Below are 19,096 nucleotides of genomic sequence, written 5' to 3' on the forward strand. Positions count from 1 at the left end.
TAATCTAAGGTCGGCTTGATACGTTTCGTGGTGCTTATTGGGATATCTGCCGACCTGGCGCTGAAATCGCTCGCACCCAGGCCGGTCCGCCAATCACAATCGCCCCATGCCCTCGACCTCGCCCTACACCGAGCCGCCGCCGCTGCCGGCGGGACACACCCGGTCACGTCCCGTCCGGGCCGACGTTTCGGAGATCTTCGCGCTGATGTCGGCCTGCAACACCGCGGTCATCGGCCACCCCGACTACACCGAGGACGAAGTCGCCGACGAGCTCGCCGAACCGGACTTCGATCCCGCCCGGGACGGCTGGCTGGTCCGCGACCCGGGCGGACATCTCGTCGGCTGGGGGTGGGCCTGCCGCAAGGGCACCAGCGAGACGGTCGACGTCGACGTCTATCACCTGCCCACGGAACCCGCCGTCGGTGCCTGGCTCTGGCACTTCGTGCAACGTCGCGCCGTCGAGTTGGCGGCCGGACTGGGACACCCCCGAGCCGTGGTGGACGCCGCGTGTTACAGCGAGGACACCGACCGGGCGGGTCGGCTCTCCGGCTTCGGTTTCGCGGTCGCCACCGTGTTCTACCGCCTGTTCATCGCCCACGATCCGCACCGGCCCCGCCCGATGCCGGCCCCGCCACCGAACATCGACCTGCGGTCCACCAGCAACGGCCCTGAGGTCCGTCGCGACGCGTGGGCGGTGCACCAGACGGCCTTCGCCGACCATTTCGGATTCGTCGCCAAGTCCTACTCCGACTGGCTGCGCCACCTGGAGGCGCACAGTACGCACGACTGGTCACTCGGCGAGGTCGCGTACGTCGACGACCGTCCGGCGGGTCTGGTGTTACGGTCGAACGCGTTCCTGCCCGACGAGGCGTCCGGTTACGTGGCCCTGCTCGCCGTGCACCCCGACAAGCAGGGCCGCGGCCTCGGCCGGCTGCTGCTGCGTCGGGCCTTGGCCGCCGACGCGGCGGACCTGCGCAGAGGAACGTTCCTGCACGTCGACACGGATCCGTCCCGCCCCGCGCTCAATCTCTATCTAGGCGAAGGGATGCGGCCGGTCCAGATCATCGATGCGTGGCGGCGGATCGTCCCGACAGCTCGTCCAGCGCCGCCACGGTACGATCCAGCGCCTCGGTGAGGAGCCACTCGTCCATCTGCGTCAGCGTCACGGTCATGGTGACCAGCACCAGCGTCGTGCCGGCCCGGACCAGCACCAGTGCCGTCGTGGCGGTGACCCGGCCGGCGCCGCTGCCCAGGGTCTGGGTCAGGTCCACCCGCCACGACCGGTCACCCAGCGGCGGCGCGGGGCGGACCAGCGCTTGGACCCGAAGGCCCGACGAGGCGTCGAAGTGGTCGCGGCAGACCGAGGTGGCGCGTTCGGCGGCGACGACCACGTGATCGACCGGGTGGTGGTAGGACACCACGTCGATCTGCATGATCACCCGATGCAGGCTGTCGGTTCCCGGTGCCGGTAGGCTGGCGTACCGGGCCACGCCATGGCCGGCCCGGTGCGGCCGGACGCCGCGTAGGTAGCCGTCGAGCATCCGGGGATGGCATATGGTCCGCCGGCCGGTCCCGGACCCGATGACGGGCAGCGGATCGGCCCGCCAGCGTGCGCCGAGCAGCACCTCCACGGCGCGGGCGGCCCGGTTTGCCGCTGCCGTGCCGAGCGGCGCGGCCGGCCGGGACACGGGGCCGGGACCGGCGGCGGGTTTCGTCGGACTCGGCCCGACGGTGGGTACGCCCGCCGGCGGGCCACCGGTGGCCGCTGTCAACGGGATCGAGGTACGGGTCGAGACGGTGGGAACGACCGGAAAGGCCGTCAGCCCGGTGGCCAGGCCGACCACCGCCCCGAGGACGAGGGCGCCTCGACGCGGTCGCGGCCCGGACCGGTCGGGCCGACGCCTGCCGGCCACGGCCAACAGCGTGCCGGCCAACACCACGCCGGCCAGCAGTGCGGTCGGTACGACCAACGATGCTCCGTCCGACGCCGGTGCCAGATGCCAGCCGGTTACCAGCGCGGTGACCGCCACGGCGCCGACGGCCGTACCGCTGACCATCCCGGCGACCCAGCCGGCCGGCCGCGTCCGCCCGCGCGCCTGAGCGAGCCACCGTGCCCCGCAGACGATGCCGGTGACGAGGACCCCCTGCAGCGCGATCCGGGCTCCGGTGTCCCAGGACCCCGCGAACGCGGGGACGGCCGACGCCGTCGTGCCGATCAGCCCCACCGTGGCCGGCCAGACCAGCCACGGTAGCCCGCGTAGGGTGCCGGACCAGGCCAGTGCCCCACGGTCGATCCGGTCGAGCTCGCCCCGTACCGCCGGATCGAACTCGCTCGGTCGCAACGGCGGATCGACGACCGATCTCGGCAGCACGATGGTCGCCGGCCAACCGGGCAGGGACGTACTGGCGACCCGACGTCCGCCGATGCGCAGCGTGGGCTGCGGGGGACCGGTCAGCCGATGCTGGCGGCAGAGTTCGACGAACCGGGCCTGGACGGCGGGGTGCGGGCGCTGGCTGCCGGCCAGTCGGGCTCGGTCCCACAACGGCACCAGCAGGACCAGGCCGACACCGGTGCCGAGCGCGAACGCGGCTCCGACCAGCATCAGCAGCCCAACCGGCTGGGTCGCGGGCCGCAGACAATCGGCGGCCGAGTCGGTGGCGGGGCAGAGCGCCACCGCGTTCGCGTACGCCAGACCGGTCGGCCGGTACGACACGGCCGACAACCAGCCCGCGGTGGCACCGAACGCGACCAGCGTGGATCCGACGACCAGCGGAGTCCAGACCCGGCCGGGTCCGATCGCCGGCACCGGGCCGTGGTCGATCGTGCCACGGTGGCCGAGCCGGGAAGTCGGCATGCCTCCCCCTCCAGTCGATTGCCTATAGTAATGATTTGATTACTCCGCGCTAGCTATGATGCGGCATGCCGGCCGATCGGTCCACCCCCGCCCGGTCGTCCTGACCCATATCCCTGCCCGGTCGTGACCCGGCCGGGCGACCTACCTGCGGTAGCCTCGGCGACACGGGAAGGATGCGGCGGCGGATGAACGTTCGGGTTGGCAACCAACAGCGCGACCAGGTCGTCGCGCTGCTCAACGAGGCGCTCGGCGAGGGCTACCTGGACCTGGCCGAGTACGAACGCCGGCTGACGACCGTGGTGTCGGCCCGCACCGCCGGCGAGTTGGTCGACCAGTTGTCGGACCTGCCACCCCGATTCCACTGGGATGCCAGCGGCCCGGTCCCCGCCATCTCGCCCACGACGGATCCGGCCGTCGCCACCCGTACCACCGTGGCGTTGGTTTTGGCCATCGTGGCGTTGCCGATCGCCGCCTGCTACGGACTGGGAGCTCTGGGCAGCGTCGTCGCCATCGGGCTGAGTCGGTCCGGTCGGGCGTCGGCCGACCAACGCGGCAAGGCGATGATGGCGACCCTACTGGGCCTGTGCGGTGTCGTCTTGTCGGTCGTGGCGCTGATTCTCCTGATCGTGGTCGGTTGACAATCGCTCACCGCCGATCGATCAGCGTGTTCGTCGGGCCGTGGACATCCCAGGAAGATGCCATGTCGCTGGCGCCCTGGGGAATCGCCCGGCGAATGGTGTCACCGTGTCGGGCATGCGCCTGCCCCGAATCGTCGCCGCGGCACTTGTCCCGGCCTTGTTGCTACCGTTGTCCGCCTGCACCACGACCAGCGCCAAGTGTCGCAACGACACGTGTACGGTGGCCGTCAAGACCAACGGTTCGGCGAGCACCGAGATCCTCGACCAGCAGGTCACCTTCCGGGATCTCGTCGCCGGATCGGTGACCGTCGTCCACGCCGACGACACTCGGACGATCGACCTCGGCCAGACAGCGGTGGTCGGGCCGATGACGGTCACCGTCACCGCCGCCGAGCCTGGTCGAGCGGAGTTGACCATCAGCGCCGAGCGGCGCGGTGACGGAAGCGGTCGATCTCGTTCGGCCCGCGACTGACGTCAACTCCGCACCCAGAGCCGGACGCCCCGGTGGTCCAGCACGCTCATCACCGCCTCGTGCAACACCAGGCCGGCGGCTCGGGCCAGCAGAAGATCGAACCGACTGATGCTGCCGTCGGGCAGCCGGAGGTGGATGGTGCCGGTCCGCCGGTCCACCGCGCAGACGACACCGATCTCGGTCGGTACGCCGTTCGCGCCGCGGGTGACGACTCGGAACTCGGTGAGGTGGGTCGCCGGGCCGGGCCGCGCAGCGGCGATCTCGGCCCCGCTGGGCGGTGCGCCGCCTGGTCGGCCGCCCGGCCGGGCTGGTGATCGGTCCCTCGCTGGTCCCGGCGGCGAGGTGGTGCGATCTCGGGACGGCGGGGGAGCGCCTTCTCCGGCCGACGTGCTGCTTTCGCCGGCCGGTCGACCGGGTGCCGTCGGCCGTCGGCCGTGGTCGCTGTTGGCGGGGCGTGCCGGCCGACCGGCCGGCCAGGGTTCGGCCGGCGGAACCGGTCCGCTCCGTGGCACGAGCTCCGGTCGGCCGAGTACCAGCGTGTCCACTCCGGTGCCCACGGAACCGGTCACCCGATAACGGACGGTGACCGCTGTGGGGGAGAGGCCCAGCACCTCGCCGGGTCGCCAGGCGCCTGACCGGTGCACCCACACCGGGTCTCCCGGGTGGTAGAGCGGCGCGGGTCCAGCCCTGCCGTCAGGTGAGCGCGGGCTGGCGCCCATCGCCGCTCACCCGTCGGACGTACCGCATTGTGTGAGATCTGCCTCTGGTCGCTGGGACAGGTCCTGATACCGCCTCGCCGACGATACTTCTCCGTGGCCGGGGACGGCAGAGGTAAATGCCAGGTGCTGATTCGGATATTGCGGACCTGAGCCCGGTTCGATCCGCCCATGCACTGACGTACGTCAATATTATTGTCACCCTGTCACGGGGTGCGTGCCACGGCTGGGGCAGGTTCGGGGCGGGCCGCCCGGCCTGCCGCGAGATCTCGCTTGTGGCCTATCCGACCCTCGGTGTGGTGACTGGGCGTACAGGCCGATTCCCAAGAAATCGGCAAGCGACTTTGCCGTCACGAGGTGTGCGTCGCTTCTGACGTGCGCCGTCTCTGAAGTCGCGTTTCGGCGGTCGGTCCGATGGAGGCATTTCCCGCATCGACCTCGCGGGATTATGGTGACTGTTGGTGATCGCATGGTCGACCCGACGTGGGTCTGCGGGTGCGGTGTCGGGTGCTGATGTGTCCCGAGATCGGGCCGGTGGTTCCAGGGGAGAGGAGCGACCCTGGAACCACCGGCCCGATCGGGTTCTGACGCGGCGGCGGGGACCGGCGGCGCGGACGGTGTCGCCACCGTCGCCAATCCGACGGTCGAGGTGGTGTCCCGCGAGCCCGGGTGGCGTGGGCTACCAGGCCCCGCGCTTGGGTAGCTGACCCAGCCCGCCAATATTTTGATCTTGGCGTGGGGATGGTGATCGATCTTCCGTGATGTACGGGGTGTCGCTGCTTCGTTACGGTGACTGCATGAGCGACTCGGCTGACCAGAAGCAGCGACGTAAGGCTGCACTGGAGGCGGGCCGGATCCGACAGCTGCTCCGGCGGCACGGTGGCGCGAGTACGACGCCTCCCGCGAGGACGACCATTACGAAGGCGGATTCGAGATCGAGGTCGCGAGAGGCGGCCGGCCTCGAACCGCGCCGCGTCGTCACCTGTCAGACCCAGCTGGCGAACCAGGTAGTCCACCGCCGCCGGCGGGACCTCCCCGACATGCCGGGGGAACCGGCCCTCGATCTCGAAGAACTTCAACATACGCGCAGCTCAGCCGGCCCCGGCCGTGCAGCTGCGACAACACCTCCTGATCCGCGTCGACCAACGTCCACGACGCGATCATCTACGACGAGACCATGGAACGCGTGTCCGTCGACGAACGCGCCGCCACCCGCGCCGTCACCATCGCCGAGTACCGCGAATGGCCCGACCGCCTCGACTGGGACGAAGGCCCCGACGTCCTGCGCTACCCCGACCTCCACGACCCACCCGGTGACGAGACCGACGACGAAGACGACGACCTCGAACCCCTCCAACTCCACGACCACGACACTGCGGGCTGACCCTCACGCCCTCCCGACAACCGGCCCGGGTAGCAAGGTCCTTGCCCCCGGGCCGGTCCACATCCAACCCACAACAAGATCAACTATTTGGCGGGCTGGGTCAGCTACCCAAGCGCGGGGCCTACCAGTAGTGCTTTCGTCCGCCCACCGGCCGGCCGACCGCGCCGAGGATGAACAGGACCGCGCCGACCAGCAGCAGGATTACTCCCAGGGTGTAGAGGATGGAGATGTTCAGTACCAGTCCGAGGACGAGCAGGATCAAGCCGAGTAGCAACATGGTGGCGCTCCTAACCGCAGGTTGTTCGAGGTGGTCCACTCGTACCCGGGAGCGCGTCCGGTCAATCCCCGAGTATCGACAAGCGTGGCGTGCTGAGGGCCCGGTCAGGACACCTCGGTAGCCCTTCCGATGGTCGTACCAGTTCGCCGGACCCTTCCGACCAGACACCTAGCGTCCTAGGATGCTCTAGACGACGTGCGCCGCCACCTACCGGAGATCCATTTCGTACCAAGCGATTCGACAGTCCCTAAAGGACCTAGTGAGAAGCGCTGACCGTACGGACGGCCCGGGTGCGCGAGGCGTCAGGTCAGGAGTCGCAGCTCAACCAACCAGATGGACGCCGGAAACTCGCAAACGGCGAGCCGGGCGCGAAACCCTAGCGACGAGGAGTGATCCCGTCCAGGAAGACGGTCGTGCAGTCGTTGACGAGACGGTGGAGGGGGTATTTGGTGCTGGGCTTGAACCATCGGACGGTGAGCCATACCGCGTCTCGGGTGAGCCGGTAGAAGGTTTTCGGATCCACGTCGGTGCGGAACGATCCGTCCAGCCGGCCGGTATCGATGACACCGAGCCAGATCTGCTCGATGTCGCGACCCGCTGTCCGGAGGTATCCGAAACGGTGCAAGCTGCGCAGATAGTTGGCGTCGTTCTGGTAGATCTCGCACGCGTACGGGTGGGCCGCCGCGCTTTCCAAGGTGGCCCGGATCAGGTTGCGCAGCTGCGTCGCGGGCCCGTCGGCTCCCTCCAGAGCCGCGTGGTATCGGTCGCGCAGATCGTTGAGATAGCCGGCGAGAATCTCATCGACCATCGCCTCCTTGGACTCGAAATGGTGGTAAAGGCTGCCGGACAGGATCCCGACCTCGTCGGCGATCTCTCGTACCGTGGTTCCGGCGACGCCCTTGCTGGCGAAGAGCGCACCGGCCCGGTGGAGTATGTGGTCCCGGCGGCTGCGGGAAGTCCCCATCGTCTCCCTCATCATGTATTGATAGAACGAGCATTTGCTTGGCACCTTCCGTGTCGAACCACCACTGAGCTGGCCTTGGCCGGAGTCGGCAATCAACCATCGTGGCTATCTGACCTATGTGAGCGGTGACTGGTTCGGCGTCCCCGCCGATCGCGGGCGGAAGGTACGCCGCCAGTGTAGGACCTGCTTGGACAGCCCGCCGGTGGTGTATTCGCCCTGTCGTCCAGTGTGGCTGGTAGCGGTGCGACGGACTGTCCGGCCGATCAGTCGACGTAGTCGTCGTCCGATCCGTCGACACCAGCGGCTCCGCCACGATCCGCGCACCCGGCGGGTGAATCCGTCGTGGACCGGCCGTCGGAGCGGGCCCCCCGCCCCCCGCCACGGCTGCGGATGGCGATACCTGAGTAGTGCAGCCGGCGGTGCACGTAGCTGTACGAGACGCCCAGATCAGCGGCGATTCGTCGGATCGGCTGGCCGGACAGGTACCGGGCGACGATCTCCGCGTTCGTCGGACGTTGGTCGGGATGGTCGGCGCGCATGGCGAGCTCCGATGCCTAGACGGACTACCGGAGCCGGGCGGGGTGCCGGACCGGCACCCGGTACGTCGCGCGGCCGATGCCGCTGGTTGACACGACGTGGTGTCGGATCAACGGCAGGAGCCGGATCGACGACGACTGCCCCGAGGATCGCTCGATCTTCGGGGCAGTCGTCCGGCCACGTCCGTGGCGTCAGCCCACGCTCACCCGCGTCGTGGTGCCACTGGTCAGGTCGTGTACGAACACGTCCCGGGCCGAGTTGGTGTCGCCGGGCACCAGATCGGTGGCGTCGGAGGCGAACGTCACGTAATGTCCGTTGGCGCTGAGGACCGCCCACCGAGAAGACCCGGTGCCGGGACCGCCCAGGGTCGAGCGGCTCACCAGGTACGTCCGGGCGGCCTCCCGGTCCCGCACGTACACCTGTGTCGGGCCGGCGACGGACCCGACGGTCAGGTTGGTCGAACTCGATTCGAAGGCCACGTAGCGACCGGTGGCGCTGAGGTTTCCGCCGCTGGCACCGAGGTCGGCCTCGCCACCGCCGTCGGCCAGACTCACCCGCGAGGTCCGGCCGTTGTGCGTGTTGTGTACGAACACGTCGGTGGCGCCGTTGGTGTCGTCGGGAGCCAGATTCGTCGCGGCCGAGTCCATCAGCACGAACTGCCCGTTGCGGCTGATCGACCGAAGGTGCGTCGACGCGTCGGCCGGCATGCCGGTGGTGGCGGTGCTGACAGCGGTCACCGCCGCGCTGGGAACATGGTGCCGGTAGCTAACCCAGCCGGACTGTGCCGAGCGCAGGTCGTAGCCGAGATGGTCACCGTCGGCGCTGGTGACCGGGCTCCACCCCGGTGCCAGGGAGTCGGCCGGTATCGGCCCGATCAGGCTGGTGCTGCCGACCGACCGGTCCCGCAGGTAGAGGTGACGTGTCCCGGTCGGGGTGCCACCGGACACCAGGTTCGTCGCGCTGGATTGGAAGATCACGTACCGCCCGTCGGCGCTGACTCCCGCCGGCACCGACCAGTCGTTGGCAGCGGTGCCGTCGCTGGCGACGCTGACCAGTTCGGTGTGCCCTTGACGGAGATCGCGGAGGAAGGCGTCGGTGACGCCGTTGAGGTCGTTGCCGACCAGTCCGTCCGCGTTGCTGCCGAAGACGGCGTATCGGCCGTACAGGCTCAGCTGTGCCGGGCCGGTCACCGGGGCCGTCGGTACGTCTCCGGCGGTGGTGACGTCGACGAGTTCGGTCGTGGCCTGTTCCACGTCGCGCAGGTAGAGGTGCCACGCGCCGCGACCACCATCGACCAGGTTGGTGGCCGTCGAGGTGAACAGGGCGTAGCGTCCGTCCGCGCTGATCCCGACCGGGGTCGAGTAGCTGTCCGCCTGGACCTCGCCCGGGAAGGTCGCCCCGTGGGCTGGTGTCGCACCGGGGGCGAGCAGGAGAATCCCGGGTAGAAGTCCCGCGGTCAGCCGTCGCAGGGCCGACGAGGCCATACATCCTCCAGATGGGATCGAGGAGAGGGTACGGCCCGGGTGGGGCCGCTCGCGGGACACTACCGTACGTCACTTCCGGCTCTCTGTCCGTTTGGTGACATGGCGTCGGGTGACCGGACCGGTCGCACCGCCTACGTTCAACCCAGGTAGGACTGTGACGGTGCGTACTCGCGCCGCAGCGCCGCCGTACCGGCTTCGACGGACCACCCGGCGACCCAGCTGCTGCCGCTGGCGGGGTCCGTCCGGTCGGCCAGGTGGTACCAGTCCATCCGGCACCGCTGCGTGGTGACGGTGACCACGCCGTATCCATGTCCGTCCAGCTCGGTCCACCGTACGTGCGGGTTGGTGGCGCGCAGCAGTCCGGCGGCGAGGGCGCTGAGAGCGTTGCCGGCGGGCAGGCCGAGGAAGTCGTCGACGTTGTCGCTCGTCACCGACGGCACGACGAACTCCACGGCGGCGGGTCGGTTCGGCCCGGTCGACCTGGTGGTGATCTCGTTCGCCCACGAGGTGTGGATGTCGCCGGTGAGGAAGACGACATCGGTGGTGCCGGCCCGCTGGAGCTCGTCGACCAGCGCGTTGCGGTCGGCGTTGTAGCCATCCCACTGGTCGACGTTGAGGATCAACCCGTTCTCCGGGATCCCCAGTAGCCGTCCGAGCGGGCCGAGCAACCAGGCCGGTAGCGAACCGACGTCCAGCCGGGCGATCATCACCGGGTTGCCGACCAGCTTCCACCGGGCGTCGGAGTCGACCAGCCCGGTACGCAGCCACCGCATCTGGTCTGCGCCGGTGATGGTCCGGGTCGGGTCGTCGACGGCGACGCCGGAGGCCTGCTCGGACCGGTGGGTCCGCAGATCCAGCAGGGACAGCTCGGCGAGCCGACCGAAGCGCAGCCGCCGGTAGATGTGGCCGTCCGATCCGACGCGGACGGGCATCCACTCGAAGTAGGCCTGCCGGGCGGCGGCCAGCCGCCGCCCCCAGTCACCTTCGACGCCGGGCGTGTGGTTCTCGGCGCCGCCGGACCACTGGTCGTTGGCGACCTCGTGGTCGTCCCAGGTGATCGCCCACGGAACGGCCGCGTGCAGGGCCTGCAGGTCCGGGTCGCTTTTGTACAGTGCGTGCCGGACGCGGTAGTCGGCGAGGCTGAGGGTCTCGTGTGCCGGCCGCACCGGCCGGACCACCCGGTCGCCGGCGGCGAACTCGCCTGTACCGTATTCGTACAGGTAGTCACCGAGGTGGACGACGAGGTCGAGGTCCGTACGCCGGGCCAGGTGGCGGTAGGCGGCGAAGTGCCCGGCCTCCCAGTTGGCGCAGGACACGACACCGACGCGCAGCTCGTCGACATCCGCGGTGGCGGCCGGGGCGGTAGTCGTACGGCCGACCGGCGACCACTGGCCCTGGTAGCCGAAGCGATACCAGTAGGTGGTGCCGGGAGCCAGGCCGACGCAGTCGACCTTCACGGTGTGGTCGCGCGATGCTCCGGTGGCGATGGTGCCAGCGGCGGCCAGGACGGTGAAGTCGGGGTCGGTGGCCACCTGCCAGGTGAGAGTCACGTCAGGTCCGTCGCCCGATCCGGGGGTGGCGTCGTCGGTGGGGGTGACCCTGGTCCACAGCAGGACGCCGTCGGGTGTCGGGTCGCCGGAGGCGACGCCGTGGCGGAACGCTGCGTCCGCCGCGTGGGCGGGATCGGCCGAGTGGAGCACCGCGCCGGCCAGGACAGCGGTGCCGGCCGAGGTTCCGGCGATCCGCAACAAGGTACGCCGGTCGATGGAGGTCGTCATGACCTTTGTGTCTAGTCGGTCCGGTGCGGATCCTGATCCTGTCGTCCGAGGATTTCGTCGAGTCTTCGTCTCTCGTTCCGGCGGCGCTCGGTCTGCCACGGTGTGACGTAGCGGGCGACGCCGGGGCGTTCCGGTCGGCGCAGCATCAGTAGGGCGCAGATGCCGGCGACGAGGAGAGCGTTCGCCGCCAGCAGGATGCCGCTGAGCGGATCGATGTTGTGTACGTGGCCGGCTTCGGCCAGCAGCGCGTCGACGTCGGGTTGCGCACTGGCCGGGGGGCGACCGGTGCCGACGCTGAACCGGAGGACGCCCCGTGCCTCGCCGCCGTCGGTGAATTCGACGTGGTAGGCCACGGTGAGGTCGCCGGTGACGTCACCCAGCCGTACGGGTTGGCGCAGCTGGTGGTCGGGGCCGGGGCGCAGCGGTCCGGCGTTGTGTACGGTGCCCGCGTCGTCGGCGACCGCCACGTGTGAGTCGGCCAGCCGCACTTCAGCGGAGAAGGCGAGTTCGACGGCTTCCGGGGCGTGCGGCAGGCTGGCCTGATCAGGTGGATTGGCGGTGGTGATGCTGGCCGGCTGGGTACCGCTGGTCCCGCCGGCGCAGGCGGCGGGGACGAGCAGCGTGAGGCCGGCCAGCACCATGCCCAGCGGGCGGCCGAGCGGCATGTCAGGCCGTGGCCGTGGCCGAGGGGGAGGACGTCGGCAGGTTCCTGGCCGGCTTGTGGACGCAGCTGCACGACGAGGCGTCGAGCTCGGCCTGGTTGGGGCGCAGGTGCAGGTACATCGCGACGAGCATCGGAAGGAACACGACCGAGTTGTAGAACAGGTGGAGCTCGACGCGGGCGATCACCAGTTGGACGATGCTGGTCGGCACGGCCGCGCCGAACAGGTTGGCGCCGACCTGGACCTGGATGAGCAGCAGCAGGTGCTCGATGTGGTGCCAGAACTGAATCACCAGGGCGATCGTCCACCACGTCTTGGCTCTGCCGACGAAGCCGGGTCGGAGCAGGAACAGGCCGATGAGCATGATGATCGCGTACGCGTAGTGCAGCCATTCCTCGGTGACCAGCCAGGGAAAGTAGTGGCCGAGTACGCCTCGCGACTGTGGGCGGGGCATGCCGAGTACCCAGATCTGGTAGGCCTGCACGAGGTGCTCGGCCCAGTGGGCGATGACGATCAAGAGGTAGATGTTGAGGGCACTGCGGTGGTGCCGTCCGTTGAGCTGGGCGAGGAATCCGGCACGGGCGGGACGGGCGGTGGCCATAGGGGACCTCTTCCTCGGGGCAGGGTGGTCCGTCACCCAGGAGTATATGAGCGTGGCGTGCGCGGGCGGTTCTTCAAATATGCGGGCCTAGGGCTTTTCGAACGTACGGGCCGGCGCGCTGCCGGGTGTGGTCGAGGCATGCCGTCGGCCGGCTGTCCAGCTGTTGTCGGCAAGCCGATAGCGCGACGTCGGGTGCGGCGCGGAGTCGGCTGTGGCGTTATGGTCGTGCGGGCGTCTACACAGGAGTGGGCAGGATGCGGCGAGGATGGCGGGTGCGAGGCTTCGGGCGTGACCGTGACCGTGACCGCGCCACGTCGGCCGTCTGGGCGGTACGGTGCGCCGTGTTCGCGGCGGGACTGGGCGGCACCTACCTCGCGTTGATGGTGGCTGCTGGCCCGGTGGCCGCCGATCGGTCCGGTCCGGTCGTCCCGGACGCGCTCGCCGGCGCCGAGGTGCCCACCGTCGTCGGCGCGGTCGCCCCGTCGGTCCTCGCTGCGATCGATCGGCCGGATCGGCTGGAACAGCCGATCGGGTCGTCGTCGCCGGTGGTCGGACTGTTGACGTCGGGTGAGCGGCCGGCGACGGACGGGGCTCGCGGGGTCGATGGCGTCCGTCGCCCGGACCGGGGTGCTCCTCGTCGGGGTGCCCGTCCGGCCGATCCTGCCGCGCCGTCGACGGTGGCCGGTTCCGGCCGGGGCGCCGTCGACGGCGGCCGGGCCGGGCGCGGTGATCGGCTCGACCGGCGTGCCGGCGGCGAGAACGGTGGTCCGGCTGCCGGCGAGACTGGCGGTCCGGCCGGCGGCGACCCGGTCGTCGGCCGCGCGGACCGGGAACCGCCCGCTGTCGATACCGGGCGTCCGGCTACACCGGATTCGCCAGTGCTGTCCGGTGTGGCCGCCGTGCCCGGCCGGCCAGGCGCGCCGGCCGGTGCTGATCGTGTGCGGGACCACCTCGACGTCACACCGGGCGGCGAGATCCTCCGGATCGTGGCGCTGGTCGATCACCTTCGCCGTGTCGGTGGTGCCGTGTGGGACACCGCCGCCACGGCCGTGGCGATCGTCGGTGCGACGGTGCGGGACCGGATCGGCTGGTCGCCCTCGCCACGGCCGTCGGCTCCTGGCCCGCCGGACACGCCGTGGCCCGCCCGGTCCGGTGTCGCCGGCCCGGTCCAGATGCTTCCGGCCGTACCCCCTGTCGGGCCGTCGGCCGGTGTTCGTTCGTCTCCCGTCGCGTCCGCTTCGCTCGCCGGCGCCGAGCCGGCCGGACGAACCGAGGGTACGGCCGGGCTCTTCGCTTCTGCGCTGGTCGCCGCGTCGGCGGGCACCATCGGAGCCGCGACGACCAACGTCGGTGTCGGTTCCCTTCCCCTCCGGCGTCCGGCTCCGTCCGAGCCGGGCACCGGATCCCAACCCGCCGGTCCCGCGACGGCCGGCTCCTCCTCGACTGTCGATCCGCCGACCGCTGTGGGCGGCGTCCGGGGCGTCCGGCCGCCGGCCGGCCGGCCCTTGGTCGTGTCCGCGACGGATCACCACGGCGACGGCCGATCTTCCGCTCCCGCCGAGTCACCTGGCTGACCGCTGGTCCGCGGCGGCCACGCCGACCAGCGTCCCTTGCTGGTCGGTCCGACCCTGGGCCGGTGGTACCGGGCCGGGTAGCCCGCCGTTGTGCTGTCCAGGCGCCGGTCGTCGGCGGGGTGGCCGCCGGTCGATCGGCGTATTCGCCAGATGGGATCCACAGCGGAGACATACGTTGATCGAGATCATGATCGTGGAAGCGGTCGGCTTGTTACGCGGCGCGCTGGACGCCGTATTGTCCAGTCAGGATGACCTGCGAGTGGTTGCTGGCGTCGCGGACGTCGGCCGGCTCGCGCAGGAGGTTCGTCGGGTTCGCCCGGACGTGGTGGTGATCGGCACCAAGCGGTTCGGGCCGGAGTTGGCCGGGGTCGCGGCCGAGGTGAGCGCGACGTCGCCGACGAGCCGTCTGTTGGTGTTGTGCGCCGAGCGCAGCCCGGAATCGTTGGCGGCGGCGCTGCGGGCCGGGGTGCGCGGGTTCGTCGACGCGGACATCGCGCCGGCCGACCTGATGGACCTGGTCCGCCGGGTCAGCGCCGGTGAACGCGTCGTGGACGGCGCGATGGCGGTCGCGGCGCTACGACCCTCCGCCAACCCGTTGACCAGCCGGGAACGGCAGGTGCTGTGGGCGGTGGCGGACGGTCTCCCGTTGCGGGAGATCGGCCGTGATCAGCATCTCGCGTACGGCACGGTGCGAAACCACCTGTCCCGGATTCTGCGGAAGACCGGTGCCCGCAACCGGCTGGAGGCCGTTCGTCGGGCGCAGGAGGAAGGGTGGATCTGACCTGATCGACCGGCGGACCGGACATCGATCGATTGCGATCATCGTTTGGTGTGCGGTCCGCCGGCCTCGGCCATCGAGCGCACCGTACGGTGGTGTGTTTGAATCGTTACTGTTGGTGGTCCATCGTGTTTCGTGGGTGTCGAGAGGGGCATGGATGATCCGGGTGCTGCTTGCGCTGGACGGGGCACTGATGCGCGGCTCGCTGGCGTTCGTACTGTCCGCTGAGCCGGACATCGAGGTGGTCGCCGAGGTGCGAACCGCGGATCGGATCGGCCCGGCCGTCTACGCGGTGCGGCCCGATGTCGCTGTCGTCGACCTCGCGGTGTACGGAGCGGATGGTCCACCGCAGTGCGCCGGGCCCTGTGAACTGCCCGCCCCGGTGCTGGTCCTCGCCGCCGCGCGACGGGTCGCGCAGTTACGCAGAGCGCTGGTCCAGCAGACCAGCACCGTCGGGTTCCTCAGCGACGACGTGGCACCGGAGCGGGTCGTCGACGGCATCCGGCGGCTGGCCCGCGACGAGCCGGTCGCCGACGCGGATCTGGTGGTCGAGGCACTCACCACTCGGATTCCGTTCACCGCCCGCGAGCTGCAGGTGCTGGAGATCGCGGCCGAGGGTCATCCGGTCGTGGAGATCGCAGCCCGGCTAGCGTTGTCGCCGGGGACGGTCCGTAACCACTTGTCGCGGGTGACCACCAAGGCCGGCGCGCGGACCCGGATCGAAGCGGTTCGGATCGCCCGGGACGCCGGCTGGATCAGCTGACGGTCCGGCTCCGGTCGGCCGGGTCAGTTGACTGTCCGGGTCCGGTCGGCCGGGACCAGTGCCCGACAAGGGACCGGTAGGTGTCGGACATCTCCAGCTGTTCCTCGTGTCGTCCGAGGACAGCCGGGCCACCGTCGATGAGGAGCACCCGGTCGGCCCGCAGCGCGGAACTGATCCGGTGCGCGATCACGATCAGCGTCCCGGGTCGGGCCATGAACGCCTGTTCCACCCGGGCTTCGACGACTGGGTCCAGGTGGCTGGTCGCCTCGTCGAGGATGACCAGCGGCGCGGGGGACAGGTAGGCCCGGGCCGTCGCCAGCAGCTGTCGTTCGCCGGCGGACAGCGCGGCCGGTCGGACGACGGCGGCCGGCCCGCCGATCCGGTCGATCAGGCCACTTAGTCCGAACACGTCGACGACCCGCCGCAGGTCGTCATCGGTGGCGTCGGGGCGCAGATGGCGCAGGTTGTCGGCGAGCGTGGCGGTGAAGACGTAGGCCTCCTGCGGCACGACGACCCGCAGGGCAGCGAGCGCCGTCGGGTCGAGCCCGGTGACCGGCTGCCCGGCCAGCCGTACCTCGCCCTGTGCGGCGGGCCGCAGCCCGGCCACGACGGCGGCGAACGTCGACTTGCCCGCACCGCTCGGACCGACGACCCCGAGATGTTCACCTGCCGACAGCCGCAGCGTCAGGTTCTCCAGAACCGGTCGCGCGGCCGGTCCGTACCGGAACGTCACATCGCGCAACTGCACCGCCGCCGGCGGCGACGTACCGGTGCCGTCGGCGCGGACGGCGGCCCCGGTACCCACCGGCCTTGACGGCCCGACCACGCCGGTCGACCCGGTCAGCCCGGGCGGCCTTGACGGCGCCGCCCGCCCGCCCGGCCGCCCGCCCGGCGTCGTGCCGGCGTCGTGCCGGCCGGACTCACCGAGAAGCCGGTCGAGGGTGACCACGTAGCGCAGCCCACCACCGGCGACCGTCTGGACCAGGCTCTGCAGCGCTGGCTGCAACGCGGTGGTGACGTAGACCAAGGCTCCGAGGACCGCGCCCGCCGTCAGCCCGCGCCGGACCAGCCACGGCGCGGCGAGCAGGACCGCCACCAGCGGCAACCAGCCACCGATGGCCAGGATCAGGCCGCGGGTCGCCGCGATCCGGGCCAGCCGGCGTTCGGCGACCAGCTGACTGTCGACCCGGCGGCCGACTTCTCCGGTGGCCCACTGGTACGCCCCGCAGGCGGTGATGTCGCGGTGCCCGGTGATCACGTCACTCGCCCGACTGCCGAGCAGCTCACCGGCGTGAACGTAGTCACGGTGGCGCGCCACCATGGTCGGCAGCGCCGCGAGGAACGCCGCCAGGGCGGCGATCAGGGGAACGGTGACCAGGGCGGCGATCGGGGGAGCGAGCGTCACCAACCCGACCAGAGCCGCGGTCGCGGTCACCAGGAATCCACGAACCACCATGAGCAGGCCGGCGAAGGTGTCCCGAACGATCTCCACCTGGTGGGTCAGCCGGGGAACGACCGTGGCCGGCACCGGATCCAGGTCGGCGACCGCGCGGGTGAGCGTGCTGGTCACCACCAGTCTGGTCAGCTGGTCACGGACCGGTTCGACGATCCGGGCCAGGCAGCGGTACGTGTGGTCGGTGCCCACCGCGCCGATCAGGACCACGACGGCGATGCCGCTCAGCCAGAGCATTCCGGTCCCCGGCCGGCCGGCCAGGAAACCGTCGTCGACCGCACGGGCGGTCGCGGCGCCGCCGACCAGGGCAGGTAGCGCCTCCACAAGCGACCACGCGCCGAGGCGACCCAGCTCCGCCGGGTGACGGGTGAGGGCCTGTCGGGTGAACCGGGCCACCGGTGACCGGATCGTCATCGATGCTCTCCGAGGTCCGCGAGCGGTGGAGTCGTTCGGGCCGGGGCAGTCGTCGCGAACACCGCCCGGTAGTCGTCCAGGTACCACAGGTCGCGGTGGTGGCCGACCGCTCGGATCCGTCCGGCGTCGAGCCAGACCACGAGGTCGGCGGCGGCGGCGACCGCGACCCGGTGGGTGACCACGAGCCGGGTGCGGCCGTCGGCCGCACCGGCGACCGCCGCGGAGATCCGGTGCTCGGTCAACGTGTCGAGGCTCGACGTCGCGTCGTCGAGGACCAGCAGCCGGTCCGCCCGCAGCGCCCGCGCCAGCCCGAGCCGTTGCGCTTCGCCGCCGGACATCGGTGCCTGGGCGAGCGGCGTACGGTAGCCGTCCGGTAGGCGCGCCACGAAGTCGTCGATCGCGGCGGCCCGGGCCAGCCGCCGCGCCTCGGCGACCGGAAACGGGTCGCGGCCGAGCCCGATCACCTCGCCGATCGTGTCGCCGGTCAGGATCGGACGTTCGAACCCGATTCCGATCGCCCGGCGTACCGTGTCGCGGTCCAACTCGGTCAGGGGTGTCCCGTCCAGCCGTACCTGACCGTGGTCCGGGTCCCGCAGCCGTCCGGCGAGCGCCGCCAACGTGGACTTGCCGGCACCGGAGGCTCCGACGACGGCCACCGTCCGTCCGCCGTCGACGCGCAGGTTCACCCGGTCGAGGATCGTGCGGCCGTCGGGTGCGGTCACACACACCTCGTCGAACACGAGTTCACCCGGCCCGGCGGGCAGGTGGGCGGTGCCGTGGCGCATCGCCGGCTCGGCGAGGATCTCGGCCGCGCGCCGGGCTCCGGACCGGGCCCGGACCAGCTGGTTGAGGCTGGACACCACGGCGCCCAGCCCGGCGCCGAGCGCGGCGTACTGCATCGCGGCGAACAGCTGTCCCGGGGTGAGCCGGCCGGCCGCGACCCCGAACCCGGCCACCGCGACCACGGCCAGCTGCAGCACCGGCGCCAGCGCGGCGGTACGCCCCGACGCGCGGGCCAGCACGAGCCACGTCCGCCGGCCATGGCCGTGCAGTACCGGCAATGGTGCCAACACCCGGTCCGCCTCGGCGGCGGTCGTCCCGGCGGCGGCGATGGTCCGCGCTCCGCTCAACGCCTCCACCAGGTGGCCGGCGATCAGGCCCTGGGTGCGCAGGTATCCGTCCATGGCGGAGCCGGCGTCGGTGACGAACGACCGCAACAGCAGCGTGAGCAGGGTCAGACCGGCGACGAACGTGACACCGAGCCACAGGTCCAGCAGAGCGAGAGCGACGACGCTGCCGAGCATCGGTACGACCGCGGTCACGCCGAGGACCAGGGCGGTGCCGGCGTGGCCGGCGTCGGCGGCCTGTCCGACGAGCCGGGTCACCAGGTCACCGGCCGGATGCCGGGCGGCGGTGCCGGGGGCGAGCCCGACGATGTGTCGGATCAGCCGGCCCCGCAGCCGTGCGGTGGCGCGGGCGACGCCGTAGCCGCCGGCCAGGCCGCCCACCGTGTCGGTGCAGACGATCACACCGACGAGTGCGGCCGCTGCGGCCAGCCAACCGGCTCCGGCCCCGGTGATCGCGGCGTCGAGTGCCCGGCCGAGTGCCGCCGGCAGCAGCACCTCGGCCGTGCCTCCGAGCAGGGCGGTCAGGCCGAGAAGGACGGTCCAACCGCCGCTGTCGCGGATCGGTCGGATCCGCCGGCGGTCGAGTTCGGTCGCATCCATCACGCCCTCCGGAGCCCGT

At 71.0% G+C, this 19,096-nt stretch carries 18 protein-coding genes; 7 read left to right on the plus strand and 11 right to left on the minus strand.

Annotated features, from left to right (window positions below; all coding sequences use genetic code 11):
* Nucleotides 1-106 precede the first annotated feature (106 nt).
* Nucleotides 107-1,135 (plus strand): GNAT family N-acetyltransferase, encoded by a 1,029-nt coding sequence (locus O7632_RS18525; protein ID WP_278116003.1) that lies wholly within the window; start codon nucleotides 107-109, stop codon nucleotides 1,133-1,135.
* On the opposite strand, the gene O7632_RS18530 is transcribed toward O7632_RS18525, so the two are convergent.
* The gene (locus tag O7632_RS18530; RefSeq protein ID WP_278116004.1) at nucleotides 1,062-2,855 is read right to left on the minus strand and encodes a hypothetical protein; all 1,794 of its coding nucleotides are present in this window, start codon (nucleotides 2,853-2,855) and stop codon (nucleotides 1,062-1,064) included. The two genes, O7632_RS18525 and O7632_RS18530, sit on opposite strands and share 74 nt — an antisense overlap.
* A 185-nt stretch (nucleotides 2,856-3,040) precedes the next feature.
* On the opposite strand from O7632_RS18530, the gene O7632_RS18535 reads away from it, so the two are divergent.
* Both O7632_RS18535 and O7632_RS18540 read left to right on the plus strand, forming a co-directional pair.
* Nucleotides 3,041-3,493: a DUF1707 domain-containing protein gene (locus O7632_RS18535; protein ID WP_278116006.1), complete on the plus strand. Its 453-nt coding sequence runs from the start codon at nucleotides 3,041-3,043 to the stop codon at nucleotides 3,491-3,493.
* Nucleotides 3,494-3,608: 115 nt separating this feature from the next.
* Complete coding sequence (locus tag O7632_RS18540) at nucleotides 3,609-3,965, plus strand: hypothetical protein (RefSeq protein ID WP_278116008.1); 357 nt, start codon at nucleotides 3,609-3,611, stop codon at nucleotides 3,963-3,965.
* Between the two features lie 2 nt (nucleotides 3,966-3,967).
* On the opposite strand, the gene O7632_RS18545 is transcribed toward O7632_RS18540, so the two are convergent.
* A complete protein-coding gene (locus tag O7632_RS18545) occupies nucleotides 3,968-4,534 on the minus strand; it encodes a hypothetical protein (protein ID WP_278116010.1) in 567 nt (188 codons plus the stop codon).
* 1,324 nt (nucleotides 4,535-5,858) lie between these two features.
* Between O7632_RS18545 and O7632_RS18550 the strand changes: the two genes are divergently transcribed.
* Nucleotides 5,859-6,065, plus strand: a complete 207-nt coding sequence (locus O7632_RS18550; RefSeq protein ID WP_278116011.1) for a hypothetical protein — start codon at nucleotides 5,859-5,861, stop codon at nucleotides 6,063-6,065.
* Between the two features lie 121 nt (nucleotides 6,066-6,186).
* Here O7632_RS18550 and O7632_RS18555 read toward each other — a convergent pair whose 3' ends face one another.
* From O7632_RS18555 to O7632_RS18585, 7 genes are all read right to left on the minus strand, one after another.
* The gene (locus O7632_RS18555; protein ID WP_278116013.1) at nucleotides 6,187-6,342 is read right to left on the minus strand and encodes a DUF6131 family protein; all 156 of its coding nucleotides are present in this window, start codon (nucleotides 6,340-6,342) and stop codon (nucleotides 6,187-6,189) included.
* Nucleotides 6,343-6,718: 376 nt separating this feature from the next.
* A complete protein-coding gene (locus O7632_RS18560) occupies nucleotides 6,719-7,318 on the minus strand; it encodes a TetR family transcriptional regulator (RefSeq protein WP_278116015.1) in 600 nt (199 codons plus the stop codon).
* A gap of 251 nt (nucleotides 7,319-7,569) precedes the next feature.
* Nucleotides 7,570-7,845: a helix-turn-helix domain-containing protein gene (locus O7632_RS18565; protein WP_278116016.1), complete on the minus strand. Its 276-nt coding sequence runs from the start codon at nucleotides 7,843-7,845 to the stop codon at nucleotides 7,570-7,572.
* 189 nt (nucleotides 7,846-8,034) lie between these two features.
* A complete protein-coding gene (locus tag O7632_RS18570) occupies nucleotides 8,035-9,327 on the minus strand; it encodes a hypothetical protein (RefSeq protein WP_278116017.1) in 1,293 nt (430 codons plus the stop codon).
* A gap of 137 nt (nucleotides 9,328-9,464) precedes the next feature.
* Nucleotides 9,465-11,105: an alkaline phosphatase D family protein gene (locus O7632_RS18575; RefSeq protein ID WP_278116018.1), complete on the minus strand. Its 1,641-nt coding sequence runs from the start codon at nucleotides 11,103-11,105 to the stop codon at nucleotides 9,465-9,467.
* A gap of 11 nt (nucleotides 11,106-11,116) precedes the next feature.
* Nucleotides 11,117-11,770 (minus strand): copper resistance CopC family protein, encoded by a 654-nt coding sequence (locus tag O7632_RS18580; protein WP_278116019.1) that lies wholly within the window; start codon nucleotides 11,768-11,770, stop codon nucleotides 11,117-11,119.
* Between the two features lies 1 nt (nucleotide 11,771).
* Complete coding sequence (locus tag O7632_RS18585; protein WP_278116020.1) at nucleotides 11,772-12,368, minus strand: hypothetical protein; 597 nt, start codon at nucleotides 12,366-12,368, stop codon at nucleotides 11,772-11,774.
* 254 nt (nucleotides 12,369-12,622) lie between these two features.
* Here O7632_RS18585 and O7632_RS18590 point away from each other — a divergent pair, with 254 nt between their 5' ends.
* From O7632_RS18590 to O7632_RS18600, 3 genes are all read left to right on the plus strand, one after another.
* Nucleotides 12,623-13,942, plus strand: coding sequence for a hypothetical protein (locus O7632_RS18590; protein WP_278116021.1), 1,320 nt, complete (start codon nucleotides 12,623-12,625; stop codon nucleotides 13,940-13,942).
* 175 nt (nucleotides 13,943-14,117) lie between these two features.
* The gene (locus tag O7632_RS18595; protein WP_278116022.1) at nucleotides 14,118-14,723 is read left to right on the plus strand and encodes a response regulator transcription factor; all 606 of its coding nucleotides are present in this window, start codon (nucleotides 14,118-14,120) and stop codon (nucleotides 14,721-14,723) included.
* A 154-nt stretch (nucleotides 14,724-14,877) separates the two neighbouring features.
* Entirely contained in the window at nucleotides 14,878-15,483 is a 606-nt protein-coding gene (locus tag O7632_RS18600; RefSeq protein WP_278116023.1) for a response regulator transcription factor, read from the plus strand.
* Here the strand turns inward: O7632_RS18600 and O7632_RS18605 are convergent.
* Nucleotides 15,476-17,350 carry an ABC transporter ATP-binding protein gene (locus O7632_RS18605; protein ID WP_278116024.1) on the minus strand — a complete coding sequence of 625 codons (1,875 nt, stop codon included), beginning with the start codon at nucleotides 17,348-17,350 and terminating at the stop codon, nucleotides 15,476-15,478. The genes O7632_RS18600 and O7632_RS18605 overlap by 8 nt on opposite strands.
* Nucleotides 17,347-19,077: an ABC transporter ATP-binding protein gene (locus O7632_RS18610; RefSeq protein WP_278116025.1), complete on the minus strand. Its 1,731-nt coding sequence runs from the start codon at nucleotides 19,075-19,077 to the stop codon at nucleotides 17,347-17,349. The genes O7632_RS18605 and O7632_RS18610 overlap by 4 nt, the downstream gene beginning before the upstream one ends.
* Between the last annotated feature and the right edge of the window lie 19 nt (nucleotides 19,078-19,096).

The sequence above is a fragment of the Solwaraspora sp. WMMD406 genome, assembly GCF_029626025.1.
Lineage (GTDB): Bacteria > Actinomycetota > Actinomycetes > Mycobacteriales > Micromonosporaceae > Micromonospora_E.

Coding starts and splice junctions, on each gene's coding strand:
- O7632_RS18525 (WP_278116003.1), top strand. CDS start 107: ATGCCCTCGACCTCGCCCTACACCGAGCCGCCGCCGCTGCCGGCGGGA.
- O7632_RS18530 (WP_278116004.1), bottom strand. CDS start 2,855: ATGCCGACTTCCCGGCTCGGCCACCGTGGCACGATCGACCACGGCCCG.
- O7632_RS18535 (WP_278116006.1), top strand. CDS start 3,041: ATGAACGTTCGGGTTGGCAACCAACAGCGCGACCAGGTCGTCGCGCTG.
- O7632_RS18540 (WP_278116008.1), top strand. CDS start 3,609: ATGCGCCTGCCCCGAATCGTCGCCGCGGCACTTGTCCCGGCCTTGTTG.
- O7632_RS18550 (WP_278116011.1), top strand. CDS start 5,859: ATGGAACGCGTGTCCGTCGACGAACGCGCCGCCACCCGCGCCGTCACC.
- O7632_RS18555 (WP_278116013.1), bottom strand. CDS start 6,342: ATGTTGCTACTCGGCTTGATCCTGCTCGTCCTCGGACTGGTACTGAAC.
- O7632_RS18560 (WP_278116015.1), bottom strand. CDS start 7,318: ATGAGGGAGACGATGGGGACTTCCCGCAGCCGCCGGGACCACATACTC.
- O7632_RS18565 (WP_278116016.1), bottom strand. CDS start 7,845: ATGCGCGCCGACCATCCCGACCAACGTCCGACGAACGCGGAGATCGTC.
- O7632_RS18570 (WP_278116017.1), bottom strand. CDS start 9,327: ATGGCCTCGTCGGCCCTGCGACGGCTGACCGCGGGACTTCTACCCGGG.
- O7632_RS18575 (WP_278116018.1), bottom strand. CDS start 11,105: ATGACGACCTCCATCGACCGGCGTACCTTGTTGCGGATCGCCGGAACC.
- O7632_RS18580 (WP_278116019.1), bottom strand. CDS start 11,770: ATGCCGCTCGGCCGCCCGCTGGGCATGGTGCTGGCCGGCCTCACGCTG.
- O7632_RS18585 (WP_278116020.1), bottom strand. CDS start 12,368: ATGGCCACCGCCCGTCCCGCCCGTGCCGGATTCCTCGCCCAGCTCAAC.
- O7632_RS18590 (WP_278116021.1), top strand. CDS start 12,623: ATGCGGCGAGGATGGCGGGTGCGAGGCTTCGGGCGTGACCGTGACCGT.
- O7632_RS18600 (WP_278116023.1), top strand. CDS start 14,878: ATGATCCGGGTGCTGCTTGCGCTGGACGGGGCACTGATGCGCGGCTCG.
- O7632_RS18605 (WP_278116024.1), bottom strand. CDS start 17,350: ATGACGATCCGGTCACCGGTGGCCCGGTTCACCCGACAGGCCCTCACC.
- O7632_RS18610 (WP_278116025.1), bottom strand. CDS start 19,077: ATGGATGCGACCGAACTCGACCGCCGGCGGATCCGACCGATCCGCGAC.